23 protein-coding genes, 1 tRNA gene and 1 other RNA gene are annotated in these 21,497 nt (G+C 41.1%); 9 read left to right on the top strand and 16 right to left on the bottom strand.

Going from position 1 to position 21,497, the window contains the following annotated elements; genetic code table 11:
* Nucleotide 1 precedes the first annotated feature (1 nt).
* Nucleotides 2-463 carry a DUF4268 domain-containing protein gene (locus tag JKG64_RS03925; RefSeq protein WP_210353035.1) on the bottom strand — a complete coding sequence of 154 codons (462 nt, stop codon included), beginning with the start codon at nt 461-463 and terminating at the stop codon, nt 2-4.
* Nucleotides 464-531: 68 nt separating this feature from the next.
* On the opposite strand from JKG64_RS03925, the gene JKG64_RS03920 reads away from it, so the two are divergent.
* Entirely contained in the window at nt 532-1,089 is a 558-nt protein-coding gene (locus tag JKG64_RS03920) for a lipocalin family protein (RefSeq protein WP_210353034.1), read from the top strand.
* On the opposite strand, the gene JKG64_RS03915 is transcribed toward JKG64_RS03920, so the two are convergent.
* Together JKG64_RS03915 and JKG64_RS03910 are read right to left on the bottom strand one after the other, a co-directional pair.
* Nucleotides 1,081-1,383: a hypothetical protein gene (locus JKG64_RS03915; protein WP_210353033.1), complete on the bottom strand. Its 303-nt coding sequence runs from the start codon at nt 1,381-1,383 to the stop codon at nt 1,081-1,083. The genes JKG64_RS03920 and JKG64_RS03915 overlap by 9 nt on opposite strands.
* Before the next feature lie 146 nt (nt 1,384-1,529).
* Complete coding sequence (locus tag JKG64_RS03910) at nt 1,530-2,801, bottom strand: OmpA family protein (protein WP_262897752.1); 1,272 nt, start codon at nt 2,799-2,801, stop codon at nt 1,530-1,532.
* 138 nt (nt 2,802-2,939) lie between these two features.
* On the opposite strand from JKG64_RS03910, the gene JKG64_RS03905 reads away from it, so the two are divergent.
* Nucleotides 2,940-4,343 carry an alkaline phosphatase gene (locus JKG64_RS03905; protein ID WP_246512468.1) on the top strand — a complete coding sequence of 468 codons (1,404 nt, stop codon included), beginning with the start codon at nt 2,940-2,942 and terminating at the stop codon, nt 4,341-4,343.
* A gap of 88 nt (nt 4,344-4,431) precedes the next feature.
* Here JKG64_RS03905 and JKG64_RS03900 read toward each other — a convergent pair whose 3' ends face one another.
* Complete coding sequence (locus JKG64_RS03900; RefSeq protein ID WP_210353030.1) at nt 4,432-4,812, bottom strand: single-stranded DNA-binding protein; 381 nt, start codon at nt 4,810-4,812, stop codon at nt 4,432-4,434.
* Between the two features lie 179 nt (nt 4,813-4,991).
* Here JKG64_RS03900 and JKG64_RS03895 point away from each other — a divergent pair, with 179 nt between their 5' ends.
* On the top strand, nt 4,992-5,366 hold the full coding sequence (locus tag JKG64_RS03895; protein ID WP_210353029.1) for a hypothetical protein: 375 nt from the start codon (nt 4,992-4,994) through the stop codon (nt 5,364-5,366).
* A 35-nt stretch (nt 5,367-5,401) separates the two neighbouring features.
* On the opposite strand, the gene JKG64_RS03890 is transcribed toward JKG64_RS03895, so the two are convergent.
* Together JKG64_RS03890 and JKG64_RS03885 are read right to left on the bottom strand one after the other, a co-directional pair.
* The gene (locus JKG64_RS03890) at nt 5,402-7,318 is read right to left on the bottom strand and encodes a sensor histidine kinase (protein WP_210353028.1); all 1,917 of its coding nucleotides are present in this window, start codon (nt 7,316-7,318) and stop codon (nt 5,402-5,404) included.
* Nucleotides 7,315-8,061: a LytR/AlgR family response regulator transcription factor gene (locus JKG64_RS03885; protein WP_210353027.1), complete on the bottom strand. Its 747-nt coding sequence runs from the start codon at nt 8,059-8,061 to the stop codon at nt 7,315-7,317. Before JKG64_RS03885 ends, JKG64_RS03890 begins: the two co-directional genes overlap by 4 nt.
* 219 nt (nt 8,062-8,280) lie before the next feature.
* Here JKG64_RS03885 and JKG64_RS03880 point away from each other — a divergent pair, with 219 nt between their 5' ends.
* The gene (locus JKG64_RS03880) at nt 8,281-8,724 is read left to right on the top strand and encodes a hypothetical protein (RefSeq protein WP_210353026.1); all 444 of its coding nucleotides are present in this window, start codon (nt 8,281-8,283) and stop codon (nt 8,722-8,724) included.
* Between the two features lie 37 nt (nt 8,725-8,761).
* On the opposite strand, the gene JKG64_RS03875 is transcribed toward JKG64_RS03880, so the two are convergent.
* The 5 genes from JKG64_RS03875 to JKG64_RS03855 all read right to left on the bottom strand — a co-directional run bounded on the left by JKG64_RS03875 (nt 8,762) and on the right by JKG64_RS03855 (nt 12,025).
* Complete coding sequence (locus tag JKG64_RS03875) at nt 8,762-9,400, bottom strand: RDD family protein (RefSeq protein ID WP_210353025.1); 639 nt, start codon at nt 9,398-9,400, stop codon at nt 8,762-8,764.
* 38 nt (nt 9,401-9,438) lie between these two features.
* Nucleotides 9,439-9,984: a hypothetical protein gene (locus JKG64_RS03870; RefSeq protein ID WP_210353024.1), complete on the bottom strand. Its 546-nt coding sequence runs from the start codon at nt 9,982-9,984 to the stop codon at nt 9,439-9,441.
* Between the two features lie 33 nt (nt 9,985-10,017).
* Nucleotides 10,018-10,716, bottom strand: a complete 699-nt coding sequence (locus JKG64_RS03865) for a hypothetical protein (protein WP_210353023.1) — start codon at nt 10,714-10,716, stop codon at nt 10,018-10,020.
* A gap of 102 nt (nt 10,717-10,818) precedes the next feature.
* Entirely contained in the window at nt 10,819-11,304 is a 486-nt protein-coding gene (locus JKG64_RS03860; protein ID WP_210353022.1) for a hypothetical protein, read from the bottom strand.
* Nucleotides 11,305-11,443: 139 nt separating this feature from the next.
* Nucleotides 11,444-12,025, bottom strand: coding sequence for a hypothetical protein (locus tag JKG64_RS03855; RefSeq protein ID WP_210353021.1), 582 nt, complete (start codon nt 12,023-12,025; stop codon nt 11,444-11,446).
* Nucleotides 12,026-12,309: 284 nt separating this feature from the next.
* Here JKG64_RS03855 and JKG64_RS03850 point away from each other — a divergent pair, with 284 nt between their 5' ends.
* Nucleotides 12,310-14,073 carry a DKNYY domain-containing protein gene (locus tag JKG64_RS03850; RefSeq protein ID WP_210353020.1) on the top strand — a complete coding sequence of 588 codons (1,764 nt, stop codon included), beginning with the start codon at nt 12,310-12,312 and terminating at the stop codon, nt 14,071-14,073.
* 82 nt (nt 14,074-14,155) lie between these two features.
* On the opposite strand, the gene JKG64_RS03845 is transcribed toward JKG64_RS03850, so the two are convergent.
* Both JKG64_RS03845 and JKG64_RS03840 read right to left on the bottom strand, forming a co-directional pair.
* Nucleotides 14,156-15,400: a hypothetical protein gene (locus JKG64_RS03845; protein WP_210353019.1), complete on the bottom strand. Its 1,245-nt coding sequence runs from the start codon at nt 15,398-15,400 to the stop codon at nt 14,156-14,158.
* A 365-nt stretch (nt 15,401-15,765) separates the two neighbouring features.
* Nucleotides 15,766-15,842, bottom strand: a tRNA-Pro gene (locus JKG64_RS03840).
* Nucleotides 15,843-16,182: 340 nt separating this feature from the next.
* Here JKG64_RS03840 and JKG64_RS03835 point away from each other — a divergent pair.
* Entirely contained in the window at nt 16,183-17,181 is a 999-nt protein-coding gene (locus tag JKG64_RS03835) for a beta-ketoacyl-ACP synthase III (protein WP_210353018.1), read from the top strand.
* 42 nt (nt 17,182-17,223) lie between these two features.
* Here the strand turns inward: JKG64_RS03835 and JKG64_RS03830 are convergent, their stop codons facing one another.
* Nucleotides 17,224-17,730 (bottom strand): hypothetical protein, encoded by a 507-nt coding sequence (locus tag JKG64_RS03830; protein WP_210353017.1) that lies wholly within the window; start codon nt 17,728-17,730, stop codon nt 17,224-17,226.
* Here JKG64_RS03830 and JKG64_RS03825 point away from each other — a divergent pair.
* From JKG64_RS03825 to JKG64_RS03815, 3 genes are all read left to right on the top strand, one after another.
* Nucleotides 17,708-18,283 (top strand): hypothetical protein, encoded by a 576-nt coding sequence (locus tag JKG64_RS03825; RefSeq protein WP_210353016.1) that lies wholly within the window; start codon nt 17,708-17,710, stop codon nt 18,281-18,283. The two genes, JKG64_RS03830 and JKG64_RS03825, sit on opposite strands and share 23 nt — an antisense overlap.
* Nucleotides 18,284-18,434: 151 nt before the next feature.
* Nucleotides 18,435-18,802: a transfer-messenger RNA gene (gene ssrA, locus JKG64_RS03820) on the top strand.
* 234 nt (nt 18,803-19,036) lie between these two features.
* Nucleotides 19,037-19,573 (top strand): dihydrofolate reductase family protein, encoded by a 537-nt coding sequence (locus JKG64_RS03815; protein ID WP_210353015.1) that lies wholly within the window; start codon nt 19,037-19,039, stop codon nt 19,571-19,573.
* A 134-nt stretch (nt 19,574-19,707) separates the two neighbouring features.
* Here the strand turns inward: JKG64_RS03815 and JKG64_RS03810 are convergent, their stop codons facing one another.
* Together JKG64_RS03810 and JKG64_RS03805 are read right to left on the bottom strand one after the other, a co-directional pair.
* Nucleotides 19,708-20,775, bottom strand: a complete 1,068-nt coding sequence (locus JKG64_RS03810) for an SDR family oxidoreductase (RefSeq protein ID WP_210353014.1) — start codon at nt 20,773-20,775, stop codon at nt 19,708-19,710.
* Between the two features lie 80 nt (nt 20,776-20,855).
* Nucleotides 20,856-21,449, bottom strand: a complete 594-nt coding sequence (locus tag JKG64_RS03805) for a Crp/Fnr family transcriptional regulator (protein ID WP_210353013.1) — start codon at nt 21,447-21,449, stop codon at nt 20,856-20,858.
* Nucleotides 21,450-21,497 lie beyond the last annotated feature (48 nt).

Below are 21,497 nucleotides of genomic sequence, written 5' to 3'. Positions count from 1 at the left end.
GTTATTTAAAAATATCAAATGCATATTTGGCGGTGGACCAGAATTCGTCCAAGGCAATGATTCGTGGTTTTAGAAAAGAAATAAGCTTGGGCCAGTCTTCTTTTTTAAAGACGCTCACTTTGTCAAGTGTGCAGGCTATGCGGGCGGTTTGCTTTCCATAGTCATCGTGGTACTCAGGGTACCATTCCCACTCCTCGCCTAATGTATCGTGCAGGATATGGCGCAGCTCTTCAAACTGGGCGTATAGCAATGCTTGGATACCTTGGTCGGGATGTGTCATTTCTATCATGATTATAGCGGACTTGTTGGATGCATCCATTCGAAAATACAGCTGCTTGATTCCGGTCTTGTAGTTGACCCAGTTGATTTTTTCGCCATCAGAAGAGGTTATTCCCACCATGTACTGACCAAAGGTGGTCCAGAATTCCTCTTTCAGTTTTTTTACTTCTTCTCTAGAATACAAATCTTTTATTTTTACAAAACTAAAAAATAGATTAAACTTTTATAGGGTATGTCTGTTATTAAATTGATATGGATAAAAAGAAGTCACTTTTGTTGTTGGTTGGTGCTGCTGCCGGTGCGGTAGTTTACAATATATGGAAACCTGTGAAAAGCAAGCTTCCAGTTATACAGGATTTTGAACTGGATCGCTATCTTGGTGTGTGGTATGAAATAGCGCGCATGGATTTCTATTGGGAGAAGAACCTAAAGGATGTGAAGGCGGAATATAGCACAAATGAAGATGGAAGTATACGGGTAGTGAATAGCGGTGTTAATATACGCACGCAAAAGTTTAAGCAATCCGTGGGTAAGGCAAAGCTGGCGGGCGAGCCGAATGAAGGGAACTTGCGCGTTTCTTTTTTTGGACCTTTCTACTCGGGTTATCATATCATGCATATCGATGGTAACTACGAATACGCGTTGGTATTTGGCGATAACCTGGACTATATGTGGATACTATCCCGTACAAAGACGATACCTACGGAAGTAAGGGACAAATACCTGGGCTACGCGGAGCTGTCAGGGTACGCGGTGAAGGACCTGGTATGGACATTCCACGAACCGAATCTCCCAGAAGGGTTAGAGTAAGCGCTGCGCGACCATAAAATCAATGGAGGAATCGTCTGCAATGGTTTTGGAAATGACCTGTAGATGCTCTTCAGTAATACGGTTGCCTATCCCCTTGTTGTAAAGGGTGACTAAATAATAAGAAGCCTCAGATTTGTGGGACTGCGGCAGTCTGTTATTATTGATGTAATAATTGAGTAACGTAGTAGCAAAGCTTCCAAAGTCCTCGAGCGAAAAGCGTTTGAATTCGTTGAAAAAACCAAACATATAGGTCTCAAATTCCTGCTCTAACTGTTTTTTTATAAGTATATCCATTCTTGAACACGACACAAAGCCTGGGTAAAAAGGCATCTCCCAAAAGTAAGGAAACTTTTTATATAGTCGGCGAGGAATAAAAAAAGGGTGTCCCGTAATCGGAACACCCCCTGTTTTGTAAGGTAGAAAAATTCGTTTAGTATATCTTATTTTCGGACGCTGATAGCAACACGTCTATCCTTGGCCCGTTCTTTATCCGGAGCATCCCAAGCTACTTTGGCAAATTCTGAACCGTAACCTTCTGCGCCAACTACCTGCGCACTTAACCCTTCTTTATCTAAGTAGTTTTTTACAGCGTTGGCACGTTCCTGTGATACTTTTTTATTGATTGCCTCATCTCCTGTTTTGTCGGTGTACCCTCCTATTTTAATCTTAGCGTCAGGAAATAAACGAAGAATGCGGGCAATATTGACCAGTTGCACCTGACTGGCTGGCGTGACGGTTGCTGTGCCGGTTTCGAAATTGAGATTGTCAAAGTCAAACCATTTTTCTTTGAGTTGCTCGTCGGTCCATGTTTTGTAGTCGGACTGCAGGAACTGCACAAGCTGCTCTTCTATACCTGAAGAGAACGCCTGCAGGCTGTTGCCATCCGGAAGCTTGACATCTACCATAGCACTGCCCGCACTGCTATCAGGTTTTGTGTTTTTATTGCTATCCAGGGAAGTATTAACCGTTTCGGAAGTGTCTTTTTTGTCATTACCACAGCCTCTGCCAAATAAAAACCATAGGAGTGCAATAAGGACTAAGATAAGAATCCACCACATGCCTGCTCCTTTTTTAGCTTTATCAGCTTCGCGTTGGGTATGTGCCATGGCGGGAGCCGGTCTTGGTGAATCGGCCTCAATGCTGTTGGGAACACCGAGCTCTTTGGCGACATCGGCTTTGGCAAAGAGACTACCAAACATTCCTAGGCCAAGCCCCGGAGGAATAACCGAAGCAAAGGAAGACCGGTTGGCTTGGAGCAATTGACTGACTTCGGCGACATCCCAATGCCCCCCTTTTTGGGTTATTCCAGAGATAACCGCTGGTACAGAAGCTCCAAATAGGCTGCTCACGGATTCGGAACTCATACCAAGGTACTTGCCGATGGTTTGTGTAATACCGGCGAATTTATCGCCGAATATCTCGCTAGCGATATTGTCGCTTTCGAAATGTGCACTCTCGCCCCTGTCGTCTTTGGAGAAATATTTTCCGAGTGCATCGTGCAGGTCAAAACTAGCAAACAAATGCTTGGCTGACTGGAAGATGCTGGTGAGGCCCTCCTTCGATTGGCTCTGAAGCCCTAATAAAAGCGAAGGAACGGCGATATTGACGCCTTTCGCTACTTTCTCTTTATCTTCTCCCAAGTGGCCGGCGAGCTTGTCGATGACCTGGTCTGTGAAGTAAGATTGAATGTTTTGCAAGATATTGTTTTCCATAACGTTACAATTTTATTGGTTACCATATAGCTTAACAAAAGTGTAACGTTTTTGTTTGCGTGGTTTTATTTGTGTAGTTTAACAATAACTTTATATACCAATGTTATCTTTGACCAAACTATTTAATTTATTATGCTGTTGAAAAGATTTTCTTTACTACTCCTATCTGTTATTTTTAGTGTCCATGTATTTGGACAGCAACCTAAGTACATTTTCTACCTGATCGGTGATGGTATGGGGTTGAATCAAGTTAATTTGGCCGAAATCCATCAAGCTGAATTGAAAGGTATCAATGGCACTGAGCCGTTGGTGTTTACACAGTTTCCTTATGTGGGTTTTGCGTCGACAAACTCGCTATCGCATGGGGTGACTGATTCGGGAGCAGGCGGTACTGCACTAGCAGTCGGAAAAAAGACGAAAAATGGAGTAATAGGTATGGATAGCACAGGGACTATCGCCTACAAGAGTATTGCCTACGCCGCCAAAGCAAAGGGCATGAAGGTGGGAATCACCACGAGTGTGAGTATTGACCATGCTACTCCAGCTTCATTCTACGCTAACCAAGCGCATAGAGATATGTATTACGAGATCGGAAAGGATATTATCAAGTCTAACTTTGATTTCTTTGCAGGTTCTGGGTTCTTGAAGCCGAACACCTCGTTTGATAAGAAAGAAATGCCTGCATTGGTTCCTCAATTGGAAAAAGCGGGATATAAAATCCTGAAGGGTAAAGTTGCATTTGATAAGGAGAAAAATAAAGAACAACGTATGATATTGATGAATATTGATGGTACGGATGCAGATGCGCTTAAGTTCTCCATTGACCAAGAAGCAGGTGATTTTAAATTGGCAGACATCACGCAAGCGGCTATCACCTCATTGAGCACGAATAATAATAAAGGATTCTTTTTGATGGTTGAAGGTGGTAAAATCGATTGGTCTGCGCATGCGAATGATGCAGCTACGACTATACAAGAAGTGCTGGATTTTAATGAGTCGGTAAAACTTGCTTATGAATTCTACCGAAAATATCCGAAAGAGACGCTTATCGTCGTCACAGCTGACCATGAAACTGGAGGTTTGGGGATCGGTAATGGAAGCTCTACATTGAATACGAAAGTATTGGCACATCAAAAGGTATCGCAAGGTGCGCTGTCAGCCAAAATAGGTGAACTGAGAAAAAGTAATCCAAATGCGAGTTGGGATGAAGTGAAAAAGCTATTGGGTGATAACCTGGGATTGTGGTCGGTATTGAAGGTCTCTGATAAAGCGGAGGCTCCTATCTATGAGGCTTATAAAAAAAGTTTTATAGATCATCATAATGAAACAGAAAAAAGTTTGTACGCTAGTGATGACAAGATTGCAACACTCAGCATTGAGTTGCTGAATAAGTTGGGAAGCATAGCTTGGTCTTCGAAAAATCACTCCGCAGCGTATGTGCCAGTATATGCTATTGGTCAAGGTGCCGAAACATTCCATCAAAAGCTAGACAATACGGATATCCCTAAAAAGATAGCGGAAGTGGCTGGACTCGATTTTTAATTGATACATTTAGTTTTTATGAAAGCCGGATCCTCTCACGAGAAATTCCGGCTTTTTTGTTTTGCTAGATAGGGATTAGCATATTGTTTTAAGCGATTTCTTCTTGTTCTTCCACATCGCTTGGAATACCTGATCTGGAGCTATCCAGAACTAGGATCTGACTGACTTTGATTTCGGCAACATTTCTTTTGATACCATGGACATCGGTGTATTCATGATATTGCAATGCACCGGATATCATAAATAAGTTTCCTTTGTGACCAAATCGTTCAACGATTTTGGTGAGATCTCCCCATACCACACAGCTGTGCCATTGTGTAAGTTCTCTCCATTGTCCGTTGTTCATTTTCAGTCTTTCATTGGTTGCAATCCTGAAATTAGAGACTCTAGCTCCTTGACTTGTAGTTTTGATTTCCGCATCAGCACCTAAGCGTCCAATAAGCTGGACTTGATTCATTAAAGCATTCATTTCGGTAAAATTTAAATTATCAAAAAATATAAGTAATTTCGCCTGCGGCAATATCTGTATTGATTGCCAAAGGGTTAACCAAAATTATAACCAACTCAACGAATAGTCGGATGTTAATCGTTTATATCCGTTTATATCCGTTTATAATCGGATATAAACGGATAAATGAAAGTTAAATTATGAAAGAGAAAGAGTGTTTGGAGTGCTTAGCCCCTGTTAAAGGGCGTTCTGATAAACGTTTTTGTAATGATGCTTGTCGTAGTAGCTATAATAACCGTCGGAAGACGGATGAGGGCAATATTGTTCGAAAAATTAATAATCAGCTTTATAAAAACAGAAAAATACTAGCGGATCTCCTCAGAAATGAAAGAATGGTGCAGGTAAATGAAGATCGGTTGTTGACTTTGGGGTTTGACAAGGAATACCATACCCATGATTTACTAACATCAAAGGGACAGACTTACTATTTCGTTTATGAGTATGGTTTTCTACCATTGGAAAAACAACGGTATCTTATTGTGAAAAATAAGAACCTTCTTAACGAAATGGAATAAGCCTGTCCCCTATATTATCTATGGTATCAGAGGCATTATGCGTAGACAACAGGGATAAGCAGTACGATTTTAGTACCTCGGCCTCCTTCGGCGGGGCCACTTGTTATTTTGGCTTTATTACCCAATAGCATGATACGTTCCTGGCTTATTGCTCCCGAAAGGGAGCGGTGTGTATTCACTTTCTGCTCCTGTTGCTTGCCTGTATCTGTTATAGTCACCTCAAGAATGTCTTCATGTAGCTTCATATCAACAATGATTCGTCCTGTGCGGTCGTTAAAGTCCACACCATGTAAGACGGCATTCTCCACATAAGGTTGGATAAGCATTGGAGGGATCATTATCGCGCCAAGATCTTGTTCATCCGGAATATTAAGCTCGTAAGCAAAGGCATCTTCAAAACGCATCTGCTGTAAGCTCATATAGTTTTCTAGGGCCTCTATCTCTTCGTCCAGTGGGACTTCCTTTTCACGGCTCAACTCCAAACTGCTACGTAACAATCTACTGAAACGATTAAGATACTTTATTGCAATCTCCTTACGGTCTAATCGAACAAAACTCTGAACAGCAGCGAGTGTGTTGAAGATAAAATGAGGCTCCATTTGCGTACGTAGTAACTGTTGTTGTAGTAGTATTTTTTCTTTTTCCTGTCTAACCTTTCGTTGTTGAAAGAAATAATACAGGAAGAAAATACCGCCGATCAACAATACTACGGTCAATATGGTAATGGTCAATAAGAGCTTGTTCTTCTGCAATTGTAGCTTATTGATCGCAATATCATCATTCAATTCCTTAATGGATCTTTCTTTCGCCTGTATCTGGTACAAGGCATTCATTTCGGCAATTGCTTGATTGTTTTTGGACTGATAGAAGTCACGTTGAAGTTTATATACGCCATTCATTAATGTGAAGGCCAGTTCATTATTGCCTTGAAGCTGGTATAGTGATGCCAGATTGCGTTGGTACAAGATAAGGTTGTTCGTGTCAATCAGATCTTCATACTCTTTCATAATCTGTCCAGCCTTTTTAAAGGCCTCCCATGCTTGGGCAGGTTGTTTGAGTGATACCGCAGTGGCGGCCATATTCACATAACTGATAAACATGGTATTGACCGATGTACTATTGATAGCCGAAAATTCAAAACGTTGCTCGTCAATTTTATTTTTCTTAGCCTGATAGTAATAGAGTGAATCGAACTGTTTTATTCTATCAAAATATTTGGCTTTGCACTCGTAATAGAAACTGATGTCATAAGACATTGGGTTTTCATGATGCAGTTTGTCGAGCTTATCCAAGTAGATCTTCATGGTATCGGCAGGCGTATTATCTAATGCCATGAGCTGTATAGATTGCACCAATACACGTTGCTTGTAAAGGTGTCCAGCAGGCAGACTATCTGTAATGGGCATGGCCGCTTCGTGCATCTTGCGTGCTAGATCATACTGGAATAGATTTCTATTACTCTGCGCCGCAGAAAGTAACATAATCCCTTTTGCATCTAAGGATAAGGGGACTGCGGTATCGCTTAACACAATACTTGCTGCTTTGTTATAGTAGTAGCCGGCTTGGTGTTCTTTTGCCTTTTCTGCCCAAATATTGCCCATCCCATTATATATAAGCGCTTTTTGTCTTAAATTTCCATGGGTAGGCTCTATAAGTTCTAATGCTTGTTCAACATAGTACTGCGCAGAATCACTTTTCTTTATCGCATACAGACGTGCTAAATTGTATTTGATGTCTGTGGATTGGACTGTGTCTTTTCCTTTGATTGCCTGGGCGTCCAGCGCATGCCATAGCGCCATTAGAGAATCAATATTGTCTCTATTGGGTTGTATATCATTTAGCTCCTTGATTTGTGTGGCTAAGGTATTTTTAGCAACTTCTTCGTTTGGCTTATTTTGACAGGCTTGTACAAATAGAAATAGAACTAAAAGGTAGCGTAATGAGTATCTCATTTATTAGCCGATAATAGGTTAATTATATAATTTCTTCTTCTTGAAGATACAGGAATTTCTTCTTGGTTTTTGAGAACGAGAAACTCGGACCGATTGATGCCTGATACATAGTTTTTATTGACTAGGTAGGACTGATGGCTACGTAGAAAATAAGGTGCCGGTAATAGGTCTTCATAGTATTTGAGCGGTTTGGAAACGAGTTCTTTCTTTCCATTGTTAAGGAAGAAGAAGGTATAAGGCCCATCTCCTTTACAATATAATATATCTGCTACGGCTACAACACGAACGTTATTGAGTGAGCTAAGTGTAATATGTTCAGGCAAAGCATTGGCCGTGGTTAATGACTCCTGAGCGAGGTTGAGCTGTTGTGCCCACTGTGGATTTTTGTCTCTTTTACTACGGTAGCGATTCAATGTCTCTGTCAACTCTTCCTGGTCTACAGGTTTTAGGAGATAATCAAGTGCGCCGTACTTTATGGCTTTAATGGCAAACTGGTTATAGGCGGTGATAAATACGATATTTTCGGGAACCGGGCTTAGCTTTTTCAAAACATCAAAGGCGGTGCCATCACCGAGTTGGATGTCCATTAATAATAGATCAGGCTGGGCCTGCTCAATCAACTCGGCGGCAGTAGAAACACTGTCTGCCCAGCCTATTATTTCAATGTCTTTTTCGTCGCGCAACAAGTAGATAATTTCCTCCCGCACGGCAGGCTCATCTTCAATTATAGCTGTTCTTATCATTAGCTGGTTATTTTCAGGGGGCGAATTTACAATTAATATATATTGTTCTACTAACTAATAATCATGCCGATTTTTGAAAAAAGAAGTTTTTTAAGTGAAATAGTACGGATTGTAATTTATTAACAGCGAATTGTAAATTATTTCGCACGTTGTTAGTCCTTCTTCATTACATTTATAACAGAAATAATACGTCAGTATCAGGATTTATCCTACCTTTTTATGAAATTAACACCTATTTTGTTTCTTTTGACTCTCCTGTTTGGTTGTAAACAGCAAACTGTAATCCGTTTGGAACCGCTATCTCCAATTTCCTATACCTTTGGCTCAGACAGTCTGTCCAACCGGATAGACTATTTTTATATGAAAGGTGATTTGGTCTTTGATAAAGCAGGATACCGACAGTTCAAGGAACAGATAGAACATCATGCAGCACAGGTGCCTACCAGCGAGTATGCGTTATACTCCATATACGTATACCGAGAAACCGATGTGCTAGGTAAAGCGTATACACAAGGTAAGGCTGGTTTGGAAGGACATCGTGTGGATATGGTATCCTATATCCGATACGCTAAAGGGGTGCCTGATATATTTTATATAATAAGGGATGGTGAGGTGGTCTATGACGTACTGACAGAGCAGGGATTGAGTTTTGATTTTGAATAAAAATGCCCTAATAAAAAGGGCATTGTGTTGTTATGAACTATGATTCTACCACGATGGTCTGAGCGGCAAAATCGTGGCACCCTTTGCGTTTGTCGTTAAAGAATAGGACGATATTGATGACAGGGACCATTTTTATGAGGCTTCGGATAAAGTATTGGAATACGGAGACCGATTTGTTTTTGGTGTCGCTTATAATTTTGATTCCAACGATTTTCTTTCCGAGTGTGCCTTTGAGCAACCATTCCATCAGGAAAAAGTAGAGCATCCATACGGGGGTAAATACCAAGATGTAATTACTCGGTAAATAGGTGCTCATCTTTCCAGCAAGTATGGCCAATGGGAAGTTGAGCAATACCAAAAAAATAAGGTCTATGAAGTAACTGCCTATACGTTTGCCGAAAGATGCCAATTGTTGTTGTTCTAAATCTCCATTTAAGGAGGTGGGAACATACTCGGAGGGCGATAAAATAGACCGTGGTACATAAGCGGATTTGCAGAAATTGCAAGACAGTGTATCGGGTTGCTTTTCAAGTGGAAGTACAGGGATAAAGAAAAGCGAAAAATACCGCCTACGGTTTTGTAATTGATAAGGGCGATCGCAGTCGCATTGTGGGCAATAAAAAGAGCCAGTTTTGACTGTTTTGCCTACTGTTTTTGTGCCGAAAATAACAAACATGGTGTCTAAAGTTTAGTAGTTCTAAAAATATGGGAAGACTAGCTTCCGCATATCATATGGTATAATGGAATAGGCCCGTTATAGTCCTGTGCGCGACGGAATCCTTCAAAGAAAATGTGATCTCCTAACTCTTTGTTGCTCACTTGATGTTCCATCTGGTACATGATGTCCAATGCGGAGAAGCTGCTGCCATTGGCCGCTTGTAGTTTTGCGGAAATTTCTACCTGGAAAAAACCGTCTTCTTCATTGTCTTCGTCAAACACATCTCCTTCATCGTCGAGCAGTTCTTCATTAGATTTGAGATCATCTAAACCTGTAATCCAGGCTTCATAAGCAATTTCTATTTCAGGTGCATCAATAACGAGATCGTCACCGTTCCAATAAGCCTTCGACTTAAGGATGTCTTTTTGATAGCGCGATATCTCACTGTCAAAGTCGATTTGTGAGTCATAAGGTTTACGGTTAAAAGCCCATACGATATCGGAAAGTACATTGTCTGGATCATTGCTCCTGATGCTTGTAGGTTCTTCCTGTTCTACTTCTGTCTTCTCTGTGTTAAATAGTTCTTTTAAAAATCTAAACATATTAGGTCGCTGTAATTAAAGTGTAGACAAGGGCTAAATGCCTGTCAAACTGTATTTTTTAAATAAGGGTTTGTCAAAAGGAATACGCATGCTCAGATCATGGGCTTCCCATATGGCGTCTTTAGATCCTTGATAAAAATCATAGGCATTCTGCATGAAATTGTCACCATTGGGGGCTTCTACCCATTGCTTTTTGTCTCGATTATAAAGTAGAACCATGCAGCTTACACATTGAAAGTTATCTTGCTTTTCTGGGTTATCGTAACAGGTTCCTACCTTGATATTGAGTTTCTGATGAATAATAGCCTCGGTTAATCTATCGCCGACAAATCGTATTAAGGCTGCCTGTGCATCTTCGTTATCCGGTTGGTTCTTGGCTTTACTAAGACTTTCAAAGTTCGCTTTTCTTATCTTTTCAGTCTCAGCAGCTCTGAATTCTTCCGGAACTCTATCAAGGTCTACAGGATACAGGTCGTATTTGTCTGGCGCGGCCATTACTTCGGTCATAACAGACTCACTCGGTGGATTGGCCGTTAAGATCTTCTGATTGGCTTCATAGTTTTCCCAGTCCTCCTTGCTGTAGGTAAGGTGTTGCTGGATTTTGTATAAGAGTGTTTCATTTTGCTTGATGTAGATAGCATTTGCAACAACTACAAATACAAGGAGTATACTGGATACTGCCAGGAGGATAAACATTGTTTTTTTCTTTTTAGAGATTGTAGATTTTCCCATTAATAGTTCGATTTGTCTTTCAAAGTAATGCAATAAGAATGGGAATGCAACATCGCTTTTACAATCCGCTTTTTCCAGTTTACAATCCGTTCGAGCATAGGTTTAGTCTGGCGAATGCAGGGTGCTTATTTTGGTTCCTATGCTGTCTTTGGCAAGGGTAATAGTGGTCTCCCCTCCTGGAAATAGCAAATCGATGGTCAATGATTTAACATCATTATAGGTATATTTTACGGTTATAGCAGACTGTTCAAAGGTCTTGGTCGCGTCTGATTTAGGGAGTGTCGGCTCTAGATATTTGCCGTCATCGTTGTCAGTATTACGCATCCGGTAGAGGCTGTAGGTTTTCTCTAGGCTGGCCTTATGAAAAATGCACTCGTTTAGAAAGCCATTTTCCATGTCACCACCTTTGTCTATGCAATCTATTTTTACCTCAACCTTTGATAAGGTGTCGGTTGGTAGTAGGCTGGCTTTGGTACTACCGGTATCGGTATGAATGCTGTCCTGAACTGTGGACGAATGGGATGCGGATTGTTGGCATGCGACGGTCAATGAAAGCGCTGCTAAGGTGTAAAATAGCTTTATATTCATGTTTTTGGTGCTAAATATTCTTCAAATAAACGATATTTTGAAACATGATTTATCAAGCGATTACAATCCGCTGGAAAATATTTTGTGTCCACATTGGATTTAGCAGACGGGAGGATGACTGGAATTGAAAGAGGACTTGTTAGGCGCTATAGGTAATTATATTAATGCCTTTTCGATTTACAATATGTTTGGTAAAGCCAAGCTGTGGGCTAAAGACAATGTCAAGTGTATCTTCTGCCGCTAAAATAGGGATTGTCTTGATGAGATTGGCAAAGCCAACATGGTATTTTACGAGTTGATGGCCATGGCGGATGATCAGCTTGGAGTAGTCTGAGTTGTTCCAGATCTGGAAGCTTTCGAGATGGGCAAAATCAAATGTGTCGTTTGTTTTGGATGACTGTACTTCGATGTAGTCGGTATGAAAGGTCATAGTGAACTGTTCGGCCAAGAATTTGGAAAAGATAAAGGCTACGATGAGGAAGGAGATAATACCCCCTACTGCCAAACAAGAGACAACCTCTCCCCTGCTCAAATTAGTAATATTATAGTGTATCACGATAGCCATAAAAATTACAGCCGGAACGATAGTAGCAAGAATAATCATTACAATTGCTAGTCTATAGTTGGGTTGATTGAGGGCTCGGAACTGGATCTGTGTTGAGTTTGGTCCTACCCCCATTTCTTCTGTAGCTGTTGTTGTAAGGTGTTTTTTTCTTAACATATTGGAGCAAAGATGCTAAAAGAAGGTTCGAATTATTTTATATGTTTACAATTCGTAGGATAGCTTTACAATCCGCGACAAATCATAAACTAAGGCGGGCGAATCGTAAAGCACAGCTAGGAGACTGGAGTTTTTTGCCCTACTTTTACGTTGATTCGTGGTGAAATCTAGTTCCGAACGCATGTTATTTCCTGAGGATAACTTGGAGAACAATTGTGTGGGCATTAGGTGAAAGGAATCATTTTTAAAAATTAAAGACTAATCTAAAAAAGAGGTATAAATAGATGAAAGAGGGTAATATTAAAGTGATAAAGGTAACAGGTATTCTATTTTTTATAGCGTTATTCGCTGTAACGATATTACTCTTGATCGGTGAGTTTGGAGGTGAGCCCAATCTAAGTAATCTATATCGTGATGGTAAGGAGATTAATGGTGTCTTTACTAATTATAATAATCAGATTTATGCCGTGGTCCCTAGTAGTGGCTATTACCTAATCAAGGAAGCGGATGTTGCTAGTTTTCGGGAGATAGATGAGCATATTTCCAACCGGCAGTTTGCAGTAGACAAGAATAATGCCTATTGCGGTAATAGAATTGTGGAAGGATTTGATCCAGCTACAGCCAAAGCACTGGGGGAAGGCTATTTTACGGATGGTAAAGCAACCTGCTATTGTGCCCCAATGAGTGTTTCTAATAATGATCTATCAGGTGTTGCTTTTGTCCTGGAAAAAATACTATACGGTGCAGGATTAGCGGATAAACCACAAAGGGATATTTATCCCCTTCAATTTCTCCAAGAAGGTAATAGCGTGTACACTCCGTTGTTAGAAGCGCGTGTCGCCACGAATGGAAAATTAGTTTATTATCAAGGTGAGCTTTTGCCAAAAGCGAGTCCCTTCTCCTTACGACAGTTACCGCTATTATACAATGATGGTGACATTCGTCATAGCTTCGTTTATCTTGCGGATGATAAGCACGTATACTATAAGAATGACCTCCTTCCCCTACAGGCAAATAAGGAATTACATGCACTTGCTTTTGATGCTCAAAATCAAGAAAACTACCTGATTGATCCTAAGAAAGATATGGTGTATGTAAATGAGATACCTTTTGATAAAAGCTATGCTCCATATAAAGAACTGTCACTACATGGTGGGCACATTTTTCATAGCTTCTTTTTGAGTAAATCTGGTATTTTCTATTATGATACCGTTCAAAAGAAGGTGATGCGTTTAGATGAAAATCCTTTCAATGGGGCGGACTTTAAAGAGATCGAACCGCTGATTTTTTCGAATAACAAAAGACTACTTTATTTAGAAACGAGCGAACATTGGGGGGGACGGCGCGATCCTGGGCTTAAATCCCAGTCCACCCATATTTATCAATTGGATGAACCTGTTGACCCAGCAGCATGGCAGAGAGTTGGCCCTGTGAGCTATAATTTTGGTGCAGTATGGAAAAATGGCGCAGATTATTTCTACTTTGATCAGCTTGGTAATAATCAAGGTGTTCGGAGGGCCATATACCGTGTTGCAGACCAGAATACAGTTGACAAGTTGCTCGATAAAGATATCCGTACTGATGCAATACGGGAGCTGATCAGGAATGATAAAATGACCCCTGTTAAGGGTAAAGAAGTGCTTGAGGTAAAGACCGTGCATCGGGAAAATAACTACTGGTTTATCTGGGTAATACTGAGCTTAACATTGGGAGTGAGAGGTGTACTGTGGCTCTTACGCAAGACGGGAGTTAATCCACAACCATTTACAATGACATATAAGCAGTTGCAAATAAACAGCTTGTGGCCCAAGCGGTACGCGCTGTCTGATATAGATGAAGTTGTCTTTTTTGTAGAAACCGCAGTACGTCAACCTGGATATAGCGGACGATTTCAGGTGGCTCTTAAAAATGGAGATTACTCACGAAAATATATGTTTGCGAGTCAGATGCGCCTGAAAGCAGATACCAAAGATGAATTTGAACTCTACATTGCAGATTTACAACATACATTGACGAGTTATAAGGTGAAGAGTCGGGTGGTATATTAAAAATGATAATGAAGGGTAGTAGAATTGTTTTTATGCAATTAGTAGCTATCCTTCAGTTATTTCGAGGCTTTCGGAGCGTGTTTTACTTGATGTCGAGCAGCTCGGAATAGGTGTCAGGGCTACACTGGTCTAGGGTGTATCTCTTCCCTCCTTTCCATTTGCTCTTGGTTGTTTTGGGTTTGGAGATGCTGTCTTCAAACATATTGTATCCAGTGGTATGCTCCATCTGTTTTGTCGAAAGATTGATGCTGGTACTGCTCTGTTCGCCAGAAGCGCGGTGGAATTCGGAATGATCAAAGCCTATAAGTTCCATTTCTCGGTCTTGGTAGCGGAATTTATAATCTGCATTGTTGACATACCAAGAACCACAGCTGAGCCAGTACTGAAAACTGATGGTGAGAATTCCTTTTTGAATGCCTATCCCTCCTTCTGTCATTAAGGGATCGGCCAGGCAGGTGGATTCTTCGTCATTTTCGGGAGGTATAAACCCAATAGCATTCTGGGCTACCAAGGTGTATCCATTGTCTTTTTCCTTGAAAAACACCATAATCATGCGTGGGTTGACATTAAGGGTATCTTGTCCCAAGCCATCGTTTGTCTTGATGTTCTCGTTTTTCGTGTCTTCAATAACAATTACATGATCGTCTATACCGTCCTTATTCAGGTCTCCACTCTCGTGTAGGATGGTCTTCCACCCTTGTGGAATAAAGTCTTCTATTAAGACCCTTGCCTCTACCAATGACGCTAGGTCTTTATCTATAGTCTTGATCTGGGTTATCTTCCAGATACGCTGCTCCTTCTGTAAGCTGATGGTGGTGAGGTATTCATCCGTGCCACCATAGTTTACATAAACATCTGCAGTGGCGTCTCGTGGTCCATTCTGTTTTACACTTTTGATTGCAAAGCTGTTCGGTATTTCTTGGCTTTTAATCCAGTACATATAGTATAAATCCGAACAATGGGTATCATATTCATAAGCGTCGGCAGCCTCGTATGCGGTATAGTCTACGGAGGACATAAAATCGGCACAGTCTTTTACCCGTCTCTTTTCCTGTGCTATAAATTGCTCGGAAATAGTACCTAATGCTCTTAGCTTGCTAAAGTAAGAAGCGGTGTCTAGCTTGCATTTTTCGTTTTTGCCCCGGACGACTTCGTAATAAGGGAATTCGTTATTGAAGCACCAGTCGTAGAAAGATTTAGCACTTTTGGTTATAGCTACTGATTCATCTGCGCCTGTTGAGACGTTAATGGCCGATTGTGCGCCAGTTCTACCTGTGCAGGAAGTGAAAACTATGACACTCAGGAAGGTTAAGAAAGATATTTTCATTTTTTTTGGAATATGAAGGTTGCGAGACCGATTAATATGCCGTAACACAGTACAGCGCCAGGATAATAGGATACAATAAGAAAAACATATCCATGCTTGGATTGCTGGCCCAATACATAGTCTATTAATGAATAGGAACAATCGTTTCATTGGACCAAGATAAATAAGAAATGATAAACATGCTTTGAACATTTACAATCCGTATTAAAGAATTATAAATGCGAGATATGTAAACCAGGGGGCGGTCTGTCAAACAAAACTTTCATGGATCCATCAGCTGGCGAATCACCAATAGAGATGAAATCAATAATACATACACTTTCACAAAAAAAGCCTTCTGTCGAAAACAGAAAGCTTCCTATTATTGGTCGGGATGGCCGGATTTGAACCGACGACCTCCAGCACCCCATGCTGGCGCGATACCGGGCTACGCTACATCCCGAAATGGAAACCAAAAATAAACGATTTATGACGCTTTTACAAGTACTATTACGTAATCGCATGCGCGATTTAATATTCTTGATAAAGGAGCTTGTTTAAAATAAAATTTGGGAAGCTGTAAACCGCTCGATATAATAGTAAATTACATCTGTAGAATGATTCTAAATAGATTGTTTTTCGGTAAACTAATTGTCAAAATGATCTGTTATTTTCTTCTAGTGTGGAATAAAAGTCTATTTTTACGCCTCTTAATGAGCATTGAATGTATAAACCCATTAAGTGATATAACAAAATGATTTGTTTTGACTGCTGAAAAGCATTTAATGTGATTACTGATTTTTATGAGTGTAGGTGTACCGAATAGACTTTATGCAGCGATAACTGGTATTGGTGGTTATATCCCAGAGAATACCCGTTCTAATTCTGATTTAGAAAAGATCTGCGATACTTCGGACGAATGGATTATTAAGCGTACTGGAATCAAAGAGAGAAGGATTCTGGAGGAAGATTTAGCGACATCGGATATGGCGGTGAAGGCTATTGAGGATTTGGCTACTAAGTACAACAAGAATCTTTATGATATAGATGCATTGTTGGTGGCAACATCGACACCAGATATGCCAATGCCCGCTACGGCTAATATTATAGCAGATAAGTTGGGGCTAGATAATGTTTGGGCTTTTGATATGAATGCTGCGTGTTCCGGTTTCTTATATGCGTTGGATTTAGGGGCTTCGTTGATTGAAACGAGACGTTATAAAAATGTGCTGGTTGTGGGGGCTGATAATATCAGTACTTATGTAGATATCCACGATCGCTCTACTAATATTCTTTTTGGTGATGGAGCTGGAGTAGTGTGGTTGGAGCCATCCACAGAAGGCGGTATCATGGATGCATATCTACGGAGTAATGGCTCGGGACGCTCATTCTTGAATATAGAAGGCGGAGGTTCGCTCTATCCAATGGATGCAGAAGACGCGGTAACTGATAAACGTTTTTTGAAGCAAGATGGTAAGACGGTATTTAAACATGCAGTGCAGTCTATGAGTGATGCTTGTTTTCAAGTGATGGATCGTAATGGGTTGACAATAAATGATATAAACTGGCTTGTGCCACATCAAGCTAATCAACGTATTATTGATGCTGTAGGTCGTGCATTGGATATTCCGGAAGGAAGGGCTTTAAGCAATATCGAATATTTAGGTAATACCATAGCCGCTACTATCCCATTGTGTATATGGCAGAATCTTAAACAGATTAAAACCGGAGATTTGGTTATGCTGACTGCATTTGGTGCAGGATTCTCCTGGGGAGCGAGTATCTTCAAGTGGATGATATAAGGATATAAAAAAAGAGCGGTTTTCCGCTCTTTTTTTATATCCTTACTTTTTCTTCTTTGGCTTTTTCTTTTGGTCAGTCATAACTTTTTTGTAAAAGTCTTTAATGACTGCTTTTAATTTGGTCAAGGCTTCTTGCTTCTTTTTATCTTTCTTGTTGGCGTCTTTTTTTGCTGATTTTTTAGCTTTGCTTTTTGCCTCTGACTTTTTTTCTTTTTTAGCTGCTTTTGAAGAAGACTTGTTGTCTTTTGATTTTTCAGCTACTTTTTTCTTGTCTTTTTTCTCGACCTCTACTTTAGCATCCTTCTTTTTCATATCTTTTTTATTCTTATTCACTTTTTCTTCTTTCTTTACCACAGCTGCTGGCACCGCTTCTATAGACGCGCTATTACTTGCGACCGTTGGTGTCTTTTTCTTGACAGGGGAACTTGCTTTTGCTGGTTTTGTAGTATTCGTACCCGCTTTTACTACAGGAGTTGGTTTAGCTGCACTAGTTGTACTCTTGGCTACAGGTGCTTTTGCAGCTACAATGGCTGGCTTAGCAGTAGCCACTTTTGTAGGAGCGGATTTAGCCACGCTAGTTGTACCCTTGGCTGCTGGCGCTTTTGCGGTAGCCGTAGCCGCTTTTGTAGGAGCGGATTTAGTTGCACTAGTTGTGCTCTTGGCTGCTGGTGCTTTTGTGGCAGCGACAACGGGCTTAGTTGTAGCCGTTTTCGCAGGAGCTTTAGCTGCAGTGCTAGTTGTACCCTTGGCTGCTGGCGCTTTTGCGGCAGCAGTGGCTGGCTTAGTCGTTGTCGTTTTCGCAGGTGCGGGTTTAGCTGCGCTAGTTGTGCTCTTGGCCACTGGTGCTTTTGTGGCAGCAGCAGGCTTAGTCGTTGCCGCTTTCACAGGTGCAGATTTAGCTGCCGGTGCTTTCGTTGAAGCAGCAGGTATTGTTGCATCTGATGTGTTCTTAGTAGCTGTTGGAACTTTTGGTGCAGGACTCTTAGTAGCTACAGTTTTTGCTACAGTTTTAGTTGGCGTAGTAGGTTTCGCCGTAGTTCCTGTTTTAACTGGTTCTTTCGAAGTCTCTTGCTTGCTCTCCGTAGTAGCAGCGTCTTTTTGACTATTTTGTGGCATATTTCTATTGCTTTTAATGACTAACTAACGAATATTATAACACAATATAACGAAAATTGTTTGTAGTAGGTAATTATTTGCTGGATATGCTACCGTAGATTCGGATAATTATATGTAAATTTGCAGTACATAACTATGGGGCTGACCGGAATTGACAGGATAGCGATGGTTATGTAAGCATGCAGTGCATTGTTAGTCTAGCACTTTAATCTGAACTTTCACACTTATAACTGGCGAAGAAAACTACGCCTTAGCTGCTTAAGTTAGACTTAACATAGCTATTTGTCCCGTTAGATCATGTTCTTCGGTCTAACATTAGGGGCATCGAACTATAGAACTGGCCGATGTGATTTTACTAAGCATCGGTGAGAAACAGTAAATACGGAGAACGGTACAGGTAAGCGACTCACCTTCCCTCTCCCGACAATTAAAGAGAAGCTAAGCATGTAGAAAGCGTAAATCATACTATGTTTGGACGAGAGTTCGAATCTCTCCAGCTCCACAAGCAAAACCGCGTTCAGTTCGTCTGAAAGCGGTTTTGTTGCTTTAGGAGAGATGAGGACTCGAATAGAGAGTTCGAACTAATCCTCTTTGCGGGTTATGTGCGGGGAGTTGGGACGCAAAAAATCTCTCCAGCTCCACAAGCAAAAGCCCAACGAATGTTAGGCTTTTGTTGTTCCCCCACTACATCTTTCGTAAGTTTAGTACTTTTGTAGTAAATCCTATATGTCATCAGACCATGAGAAAATTATCCCTTTATATTGCATCTAGTGTCGATGGTTACATCGCCAAACCCAACGATGATTTAAGCTTTTTAAGCCTGGTCGAGAAAGACGGGGAAGATTATGGCTATGCTGACTTTATCGCAAATATTGATACCTTGATTGTTGGTAGAAAAACACATGATTATGTAGTGAAAGAGCTTGGTCCCTCCTATTATGACAATGGGGATAGGGACGTATATGTAATCACGAGGAGTCCGAAAGCTAATTCGGGACGCACGACTTATTACAACGGGAGTCTGGTTAGTCTGTTGGAGAATCTACGGAGTAAATCGGGCAAGGGTATCTATTGCGATGGTGGTGCAGAGGTGATTGATACCCTGTTGAAGGAGGATTTGGTGGATGAGCTTACGGTCTCGATTATCCCTGTGCTATTGGGCAATGGCACCCGGTTATTCAAAGACGGCAGACCGGAACAGCTCTTGGAACTGGTCCATAGCAAAGCATTTGATACTGGACTAGTACAACTCTATTATAGAAGAAATAGATCGTAGTTGGCTCGTGGTTACGGTTGTGAAGCCTTAATCTATAACAGGTGACTATTCGAAGGTAAAGCAGCAAGAGGTATAGTTCTCAAGTCTATAGGCTTGCTGCTTACTTATTCGTGGAACTAAAATCTAATGATAGCCTATGGGATTATTTTGTCTATTCTAAGCTTTTCGAACAGTTGGTAGAAAGAATCCCGTGTATTATAATAGGCTTTAAAGCCAAGTCTACGGCTATTGGCCATATCGGTCATCACTTCAATTGGGCGTCCCAAATCCAGGTCGGTGTGCCATGCGGAGGTAAGTTGGTTGATGTCAGGTTCGACTAGTTGATGCTGCTTCGCTAGCACTTCCCATAAATGAGCCTTATCTTTCATGGCATTTTGTAGCGGTTTTATTTCGGTTTCATAGCCAATATATGGGATGTCAAACCAAGTAGCAACCTCTTTCCATAACCAACTCCATCTAAATAGGTCGCCATTGGCAATATTGAATGCTTTGTTAGCTGCTGTAGGTGTTTCGGCAGCCCAAACGAGCTGTTCGGCCAATATACGGGCATCGGTAACATCCGACAATCCATTCCATTGCGCTTCGGAACCGGGAAAAACAAAGGGTAGTTGTGCTTGCTTACAGAGTGATGCATAAACAGCTAAGGTGGTTCCCATATTCATGAGATTGCCTATAGCATGCCCGATTACAGTGTGTGGGCGATGTATACTCCACGTAAAGCTATCTCGTGCAGCGGCTTTATATATCTCGTCCTCTTGCGCATAGTAAAAGTTGGGATGGCTCAATCTCGGTTGGTCTTCGCGGATAGGCGTTTGAGGGAGACTGTCTTTTGTAGCGTAAGCTTCAAAGGGGCCTAGGTAGTGCTTCAATCCGGTAACTAAACTGACATGGCGTACGGTTCCTTTTTTTGAAACTACATTTAGTAGGTTTTGGACTATCGTCGAATTAACTATAATATTCTGTTCTTCGGATTCCATTCGCATCCAGGTGGTAAAGAAAACATGTGTTGGATTGACTTCTTGTAAGGCTAATTCCAGATTTGCTATATCTAGTAAATTGGCTTTAATAGGGAGAACTCCAGCCTCATTACGGTGTGGATTGCGGGCTAGACCGTAAGTTGACCAACCCTGTTTCAATAATTCTTTCGTTAGGTTGCTCCCGGTTATTCCGGTGGAACCAATCACTAATGCTATTCTATCCATATCTAAAATTGTTTGCACAAAGTTAGATAGCCGGGTATAGATTAAGCTTGATGCAGAACAAGAAACGGTATTGACCTAGATCAAGAGTCTTGGTCGAAACGCTTCTTTTTCAGTCTACTGACGGTTTCGGCAGTGAGGCCGAGATAAGAGGCAATCAGGTTCTGGGGGACACGCTGATGTAATGTGGGATAGGTTTCCATGAATAGTTTAAACTTCTCTTCGGCACTATGGGTGTTGGAGCTGATCAGCCGGCTATCCTTTCGTGTTAAGCTATTTTGATACAGTATCCTAAAATAACGTTCCATAATAGGGAACTGTTCAAGTAGGAGTTCGTAGTTGTCTTTGGAAAGCATGAGGACTGTTGTTGGTTCTACGGCTTCAATATATAACTTTGCCTGGGTCTGCTTTACAAAGCTTTCGAAATCCGAAATCCACCAGCCCTCCCAAGCGAGTAGGCTGATGTGTTCGTTGCCCTTATCGTCGATAGTGAAGGATTTTAAAAGTCCGTCTATAATAAAAGACAAGTATTTACAAAGGTCTCCTTCTTGAAGTAGGTATTGCCGTCTTTTTAATGCTCTTAATTTGAAAAAATCGCTAAGCGCAGCTTTGTCACTTTCAAGGAGCTGGATCTTTTGTCCAATATGAGTGAATAATACATCAAGAGCAGATTCCATAGTAATGTGTTTGAGGTATCAAATTTAAAATAAACGTACGAACAGCTA

The sequence above is a fragment of the Sphingobacterium tabacisoli genome, assembly GCF_017908035.1.
In the GTDB taxonomy this organism is placed as follows: domain Bacteria; phylum Bacteroidota; class Bacteroidia; order Sphingobacteriales; family Sphingobacteriaceae; genus Sphingobacterium; species Sphingobacterium tabacisoli.
This window is presented reverse-complemented; position numbering and strand designations above follow the sequence as displayed.

What these genes read in the sequence shown, in the direction of transcription:
- JKG64_RS03885 (WP_210353027.1), bottom strand. Translation starts at nt 8,061, where the DNA reads ATGATAAGAACAGCTATAATTGAAGATGAGCCTGCCGTGCGGGAGGAA.
- JKG64_RS03845 (WP_210353019.1), bottom strand. Translation starts at nt 15,400, where the DNA reads ATGAAAATATCTTTCTTAACCTTCCTGAGTGTCATAGTTTTCACTTCC.
- JKG64_RS03900 (WP_210353030.1), bottom strand. Translation starts at nt 4,812, where the DNA reads ATGAATGCTTTAATGAATCAAGTCCAGCTTATTGGACGCTTAGGTGCT.
- JKG64_RS03865 (WP_210353023.1), bottom strand. Translation starts at nt 10,716, where the DNA reads ATGGGAAAATCTACAATCTCTAAAAAGAAAAAAACAATGTTTATCCTC.
- JKG64_RS03805 (WP_210353013.1), bottom strand. Translation starts at nt 21,449, where the DNA reads ATGGAATCTGCTCTTGATGTATTATTCACTCATATTGGACAAAAGATC.
- JKG64_RS03825 (WP_210353016.1), top strand. Translation starts at nt 17,708, where the DNA reads ATGGCTGGCTTAGCAGTAGCCACTTTTGTAGGAGCGGATTTAGCCACG.
- JKG64_RS03890 (WP_210353028.1), bottom strand. Translation starts at nt 7,318, where the DNA reads ATGAGATACTCATTACGCTACCTTTTAGTTCTATTTCTATTTGTACAA.
- JKG64_RS03815 (WP_210353015.1), top strand. Translation starts at nt 19,037, where the DNA reads ATGAGAAAATTATCCCTTTATATTGCATCTAGTGTCGATGGTTACATC.
- JKG64_RS03810 (WP_210353014.1), bottom strand. Translation starts at nt 20,775, where the DNA reads ATGGATAGAATAGCATTAGTGATTGGTTCCACCGGAATAACCGGGAGC.
- JKG64_RS03915 (WP_210353033.1), bottom strand. Translation starts at nt 1,383, where the DNA reads ATGGATATACTTATAAAAAAACAGTTAGAGCAGGAATTTGAGACCTAT.
- JKG64_RS03920 (WP_210353034.1), top strand. Translation starts at nt 532, where the DNA reads ATGGATAAAAAGAAGTCACTTTTGTTGTTGGTTGGTGCTGCTGCCGGT.
- JKG64_RS03880 (WP_210353026.1), top strand. Translation starts at nt 8,281, where the DNA reads ATGAAATTAACACCTATTTTGTTTCTTTTGACTCTCCTGTTTGGTTGT.
- JKG64_RS03850 (WP_210353020.1), top strand. Translation starts at nt 12,310, where the DNA reads ATGAAAGAGGGTAATATTAAAGTGATAAAGGTAACAGGTATTCTATTT.
- JKG64_RS03870 (WP_210353024.1), bottom strand. Translation starts at nt 9,984, where the DNA reads ATGTTTAGATTTTTAAAAGAACTATTTAACACAGAGAAGACAGAAGTA.
- JKG64_RS03875 (WP_210353025.1), bottom strand. Translation starts at nt 9,400, where the DNA reads ATGTTTGTTATTTTCGGCACAAAAACAGTAGGCAAAACAGTCAAAACT.
- JKG64_RS03855 (WP_210353021.1), bottom strand. Translation starts at nt 12,025, where the DNA reads ATGTTAAGAAAAAAACACCTTACAACAACAGCTACAGAAGAAATGGGG.
- JKG64_RS03910 (WP_262897752.1), bottom strand. Translation starts at nt 2,801, where the DNA reads ATGGAAAACAATATCTTGCAAAACATTCAATCTTACTTCACAGACCAG.
- JKG64_RS03895 (WP_210353029.1), top strand. Translation starts at nt 4,992, where the DNA reads ATGAAAGAGAAAGAGTGTTTGGAGTGCTTAGCCCCTGTTAAAGGGCGT.
- JKG64_RS03835 (WP_210353018.1), top strand. Translation starts at nt 16,183, where the DNA reads ATGAGTGTAGGTGTACCGAATAGACTTTATGCAGCGATAACTGGTATT.
- JKG64_RS03860 (WP_210353022.1), bottom strand. Translation starts at nt 11,304, where the DNA reads ATGAATATAAAGCTATTTTACACCTTAGCAGCGCTTTCATTGACCGTC.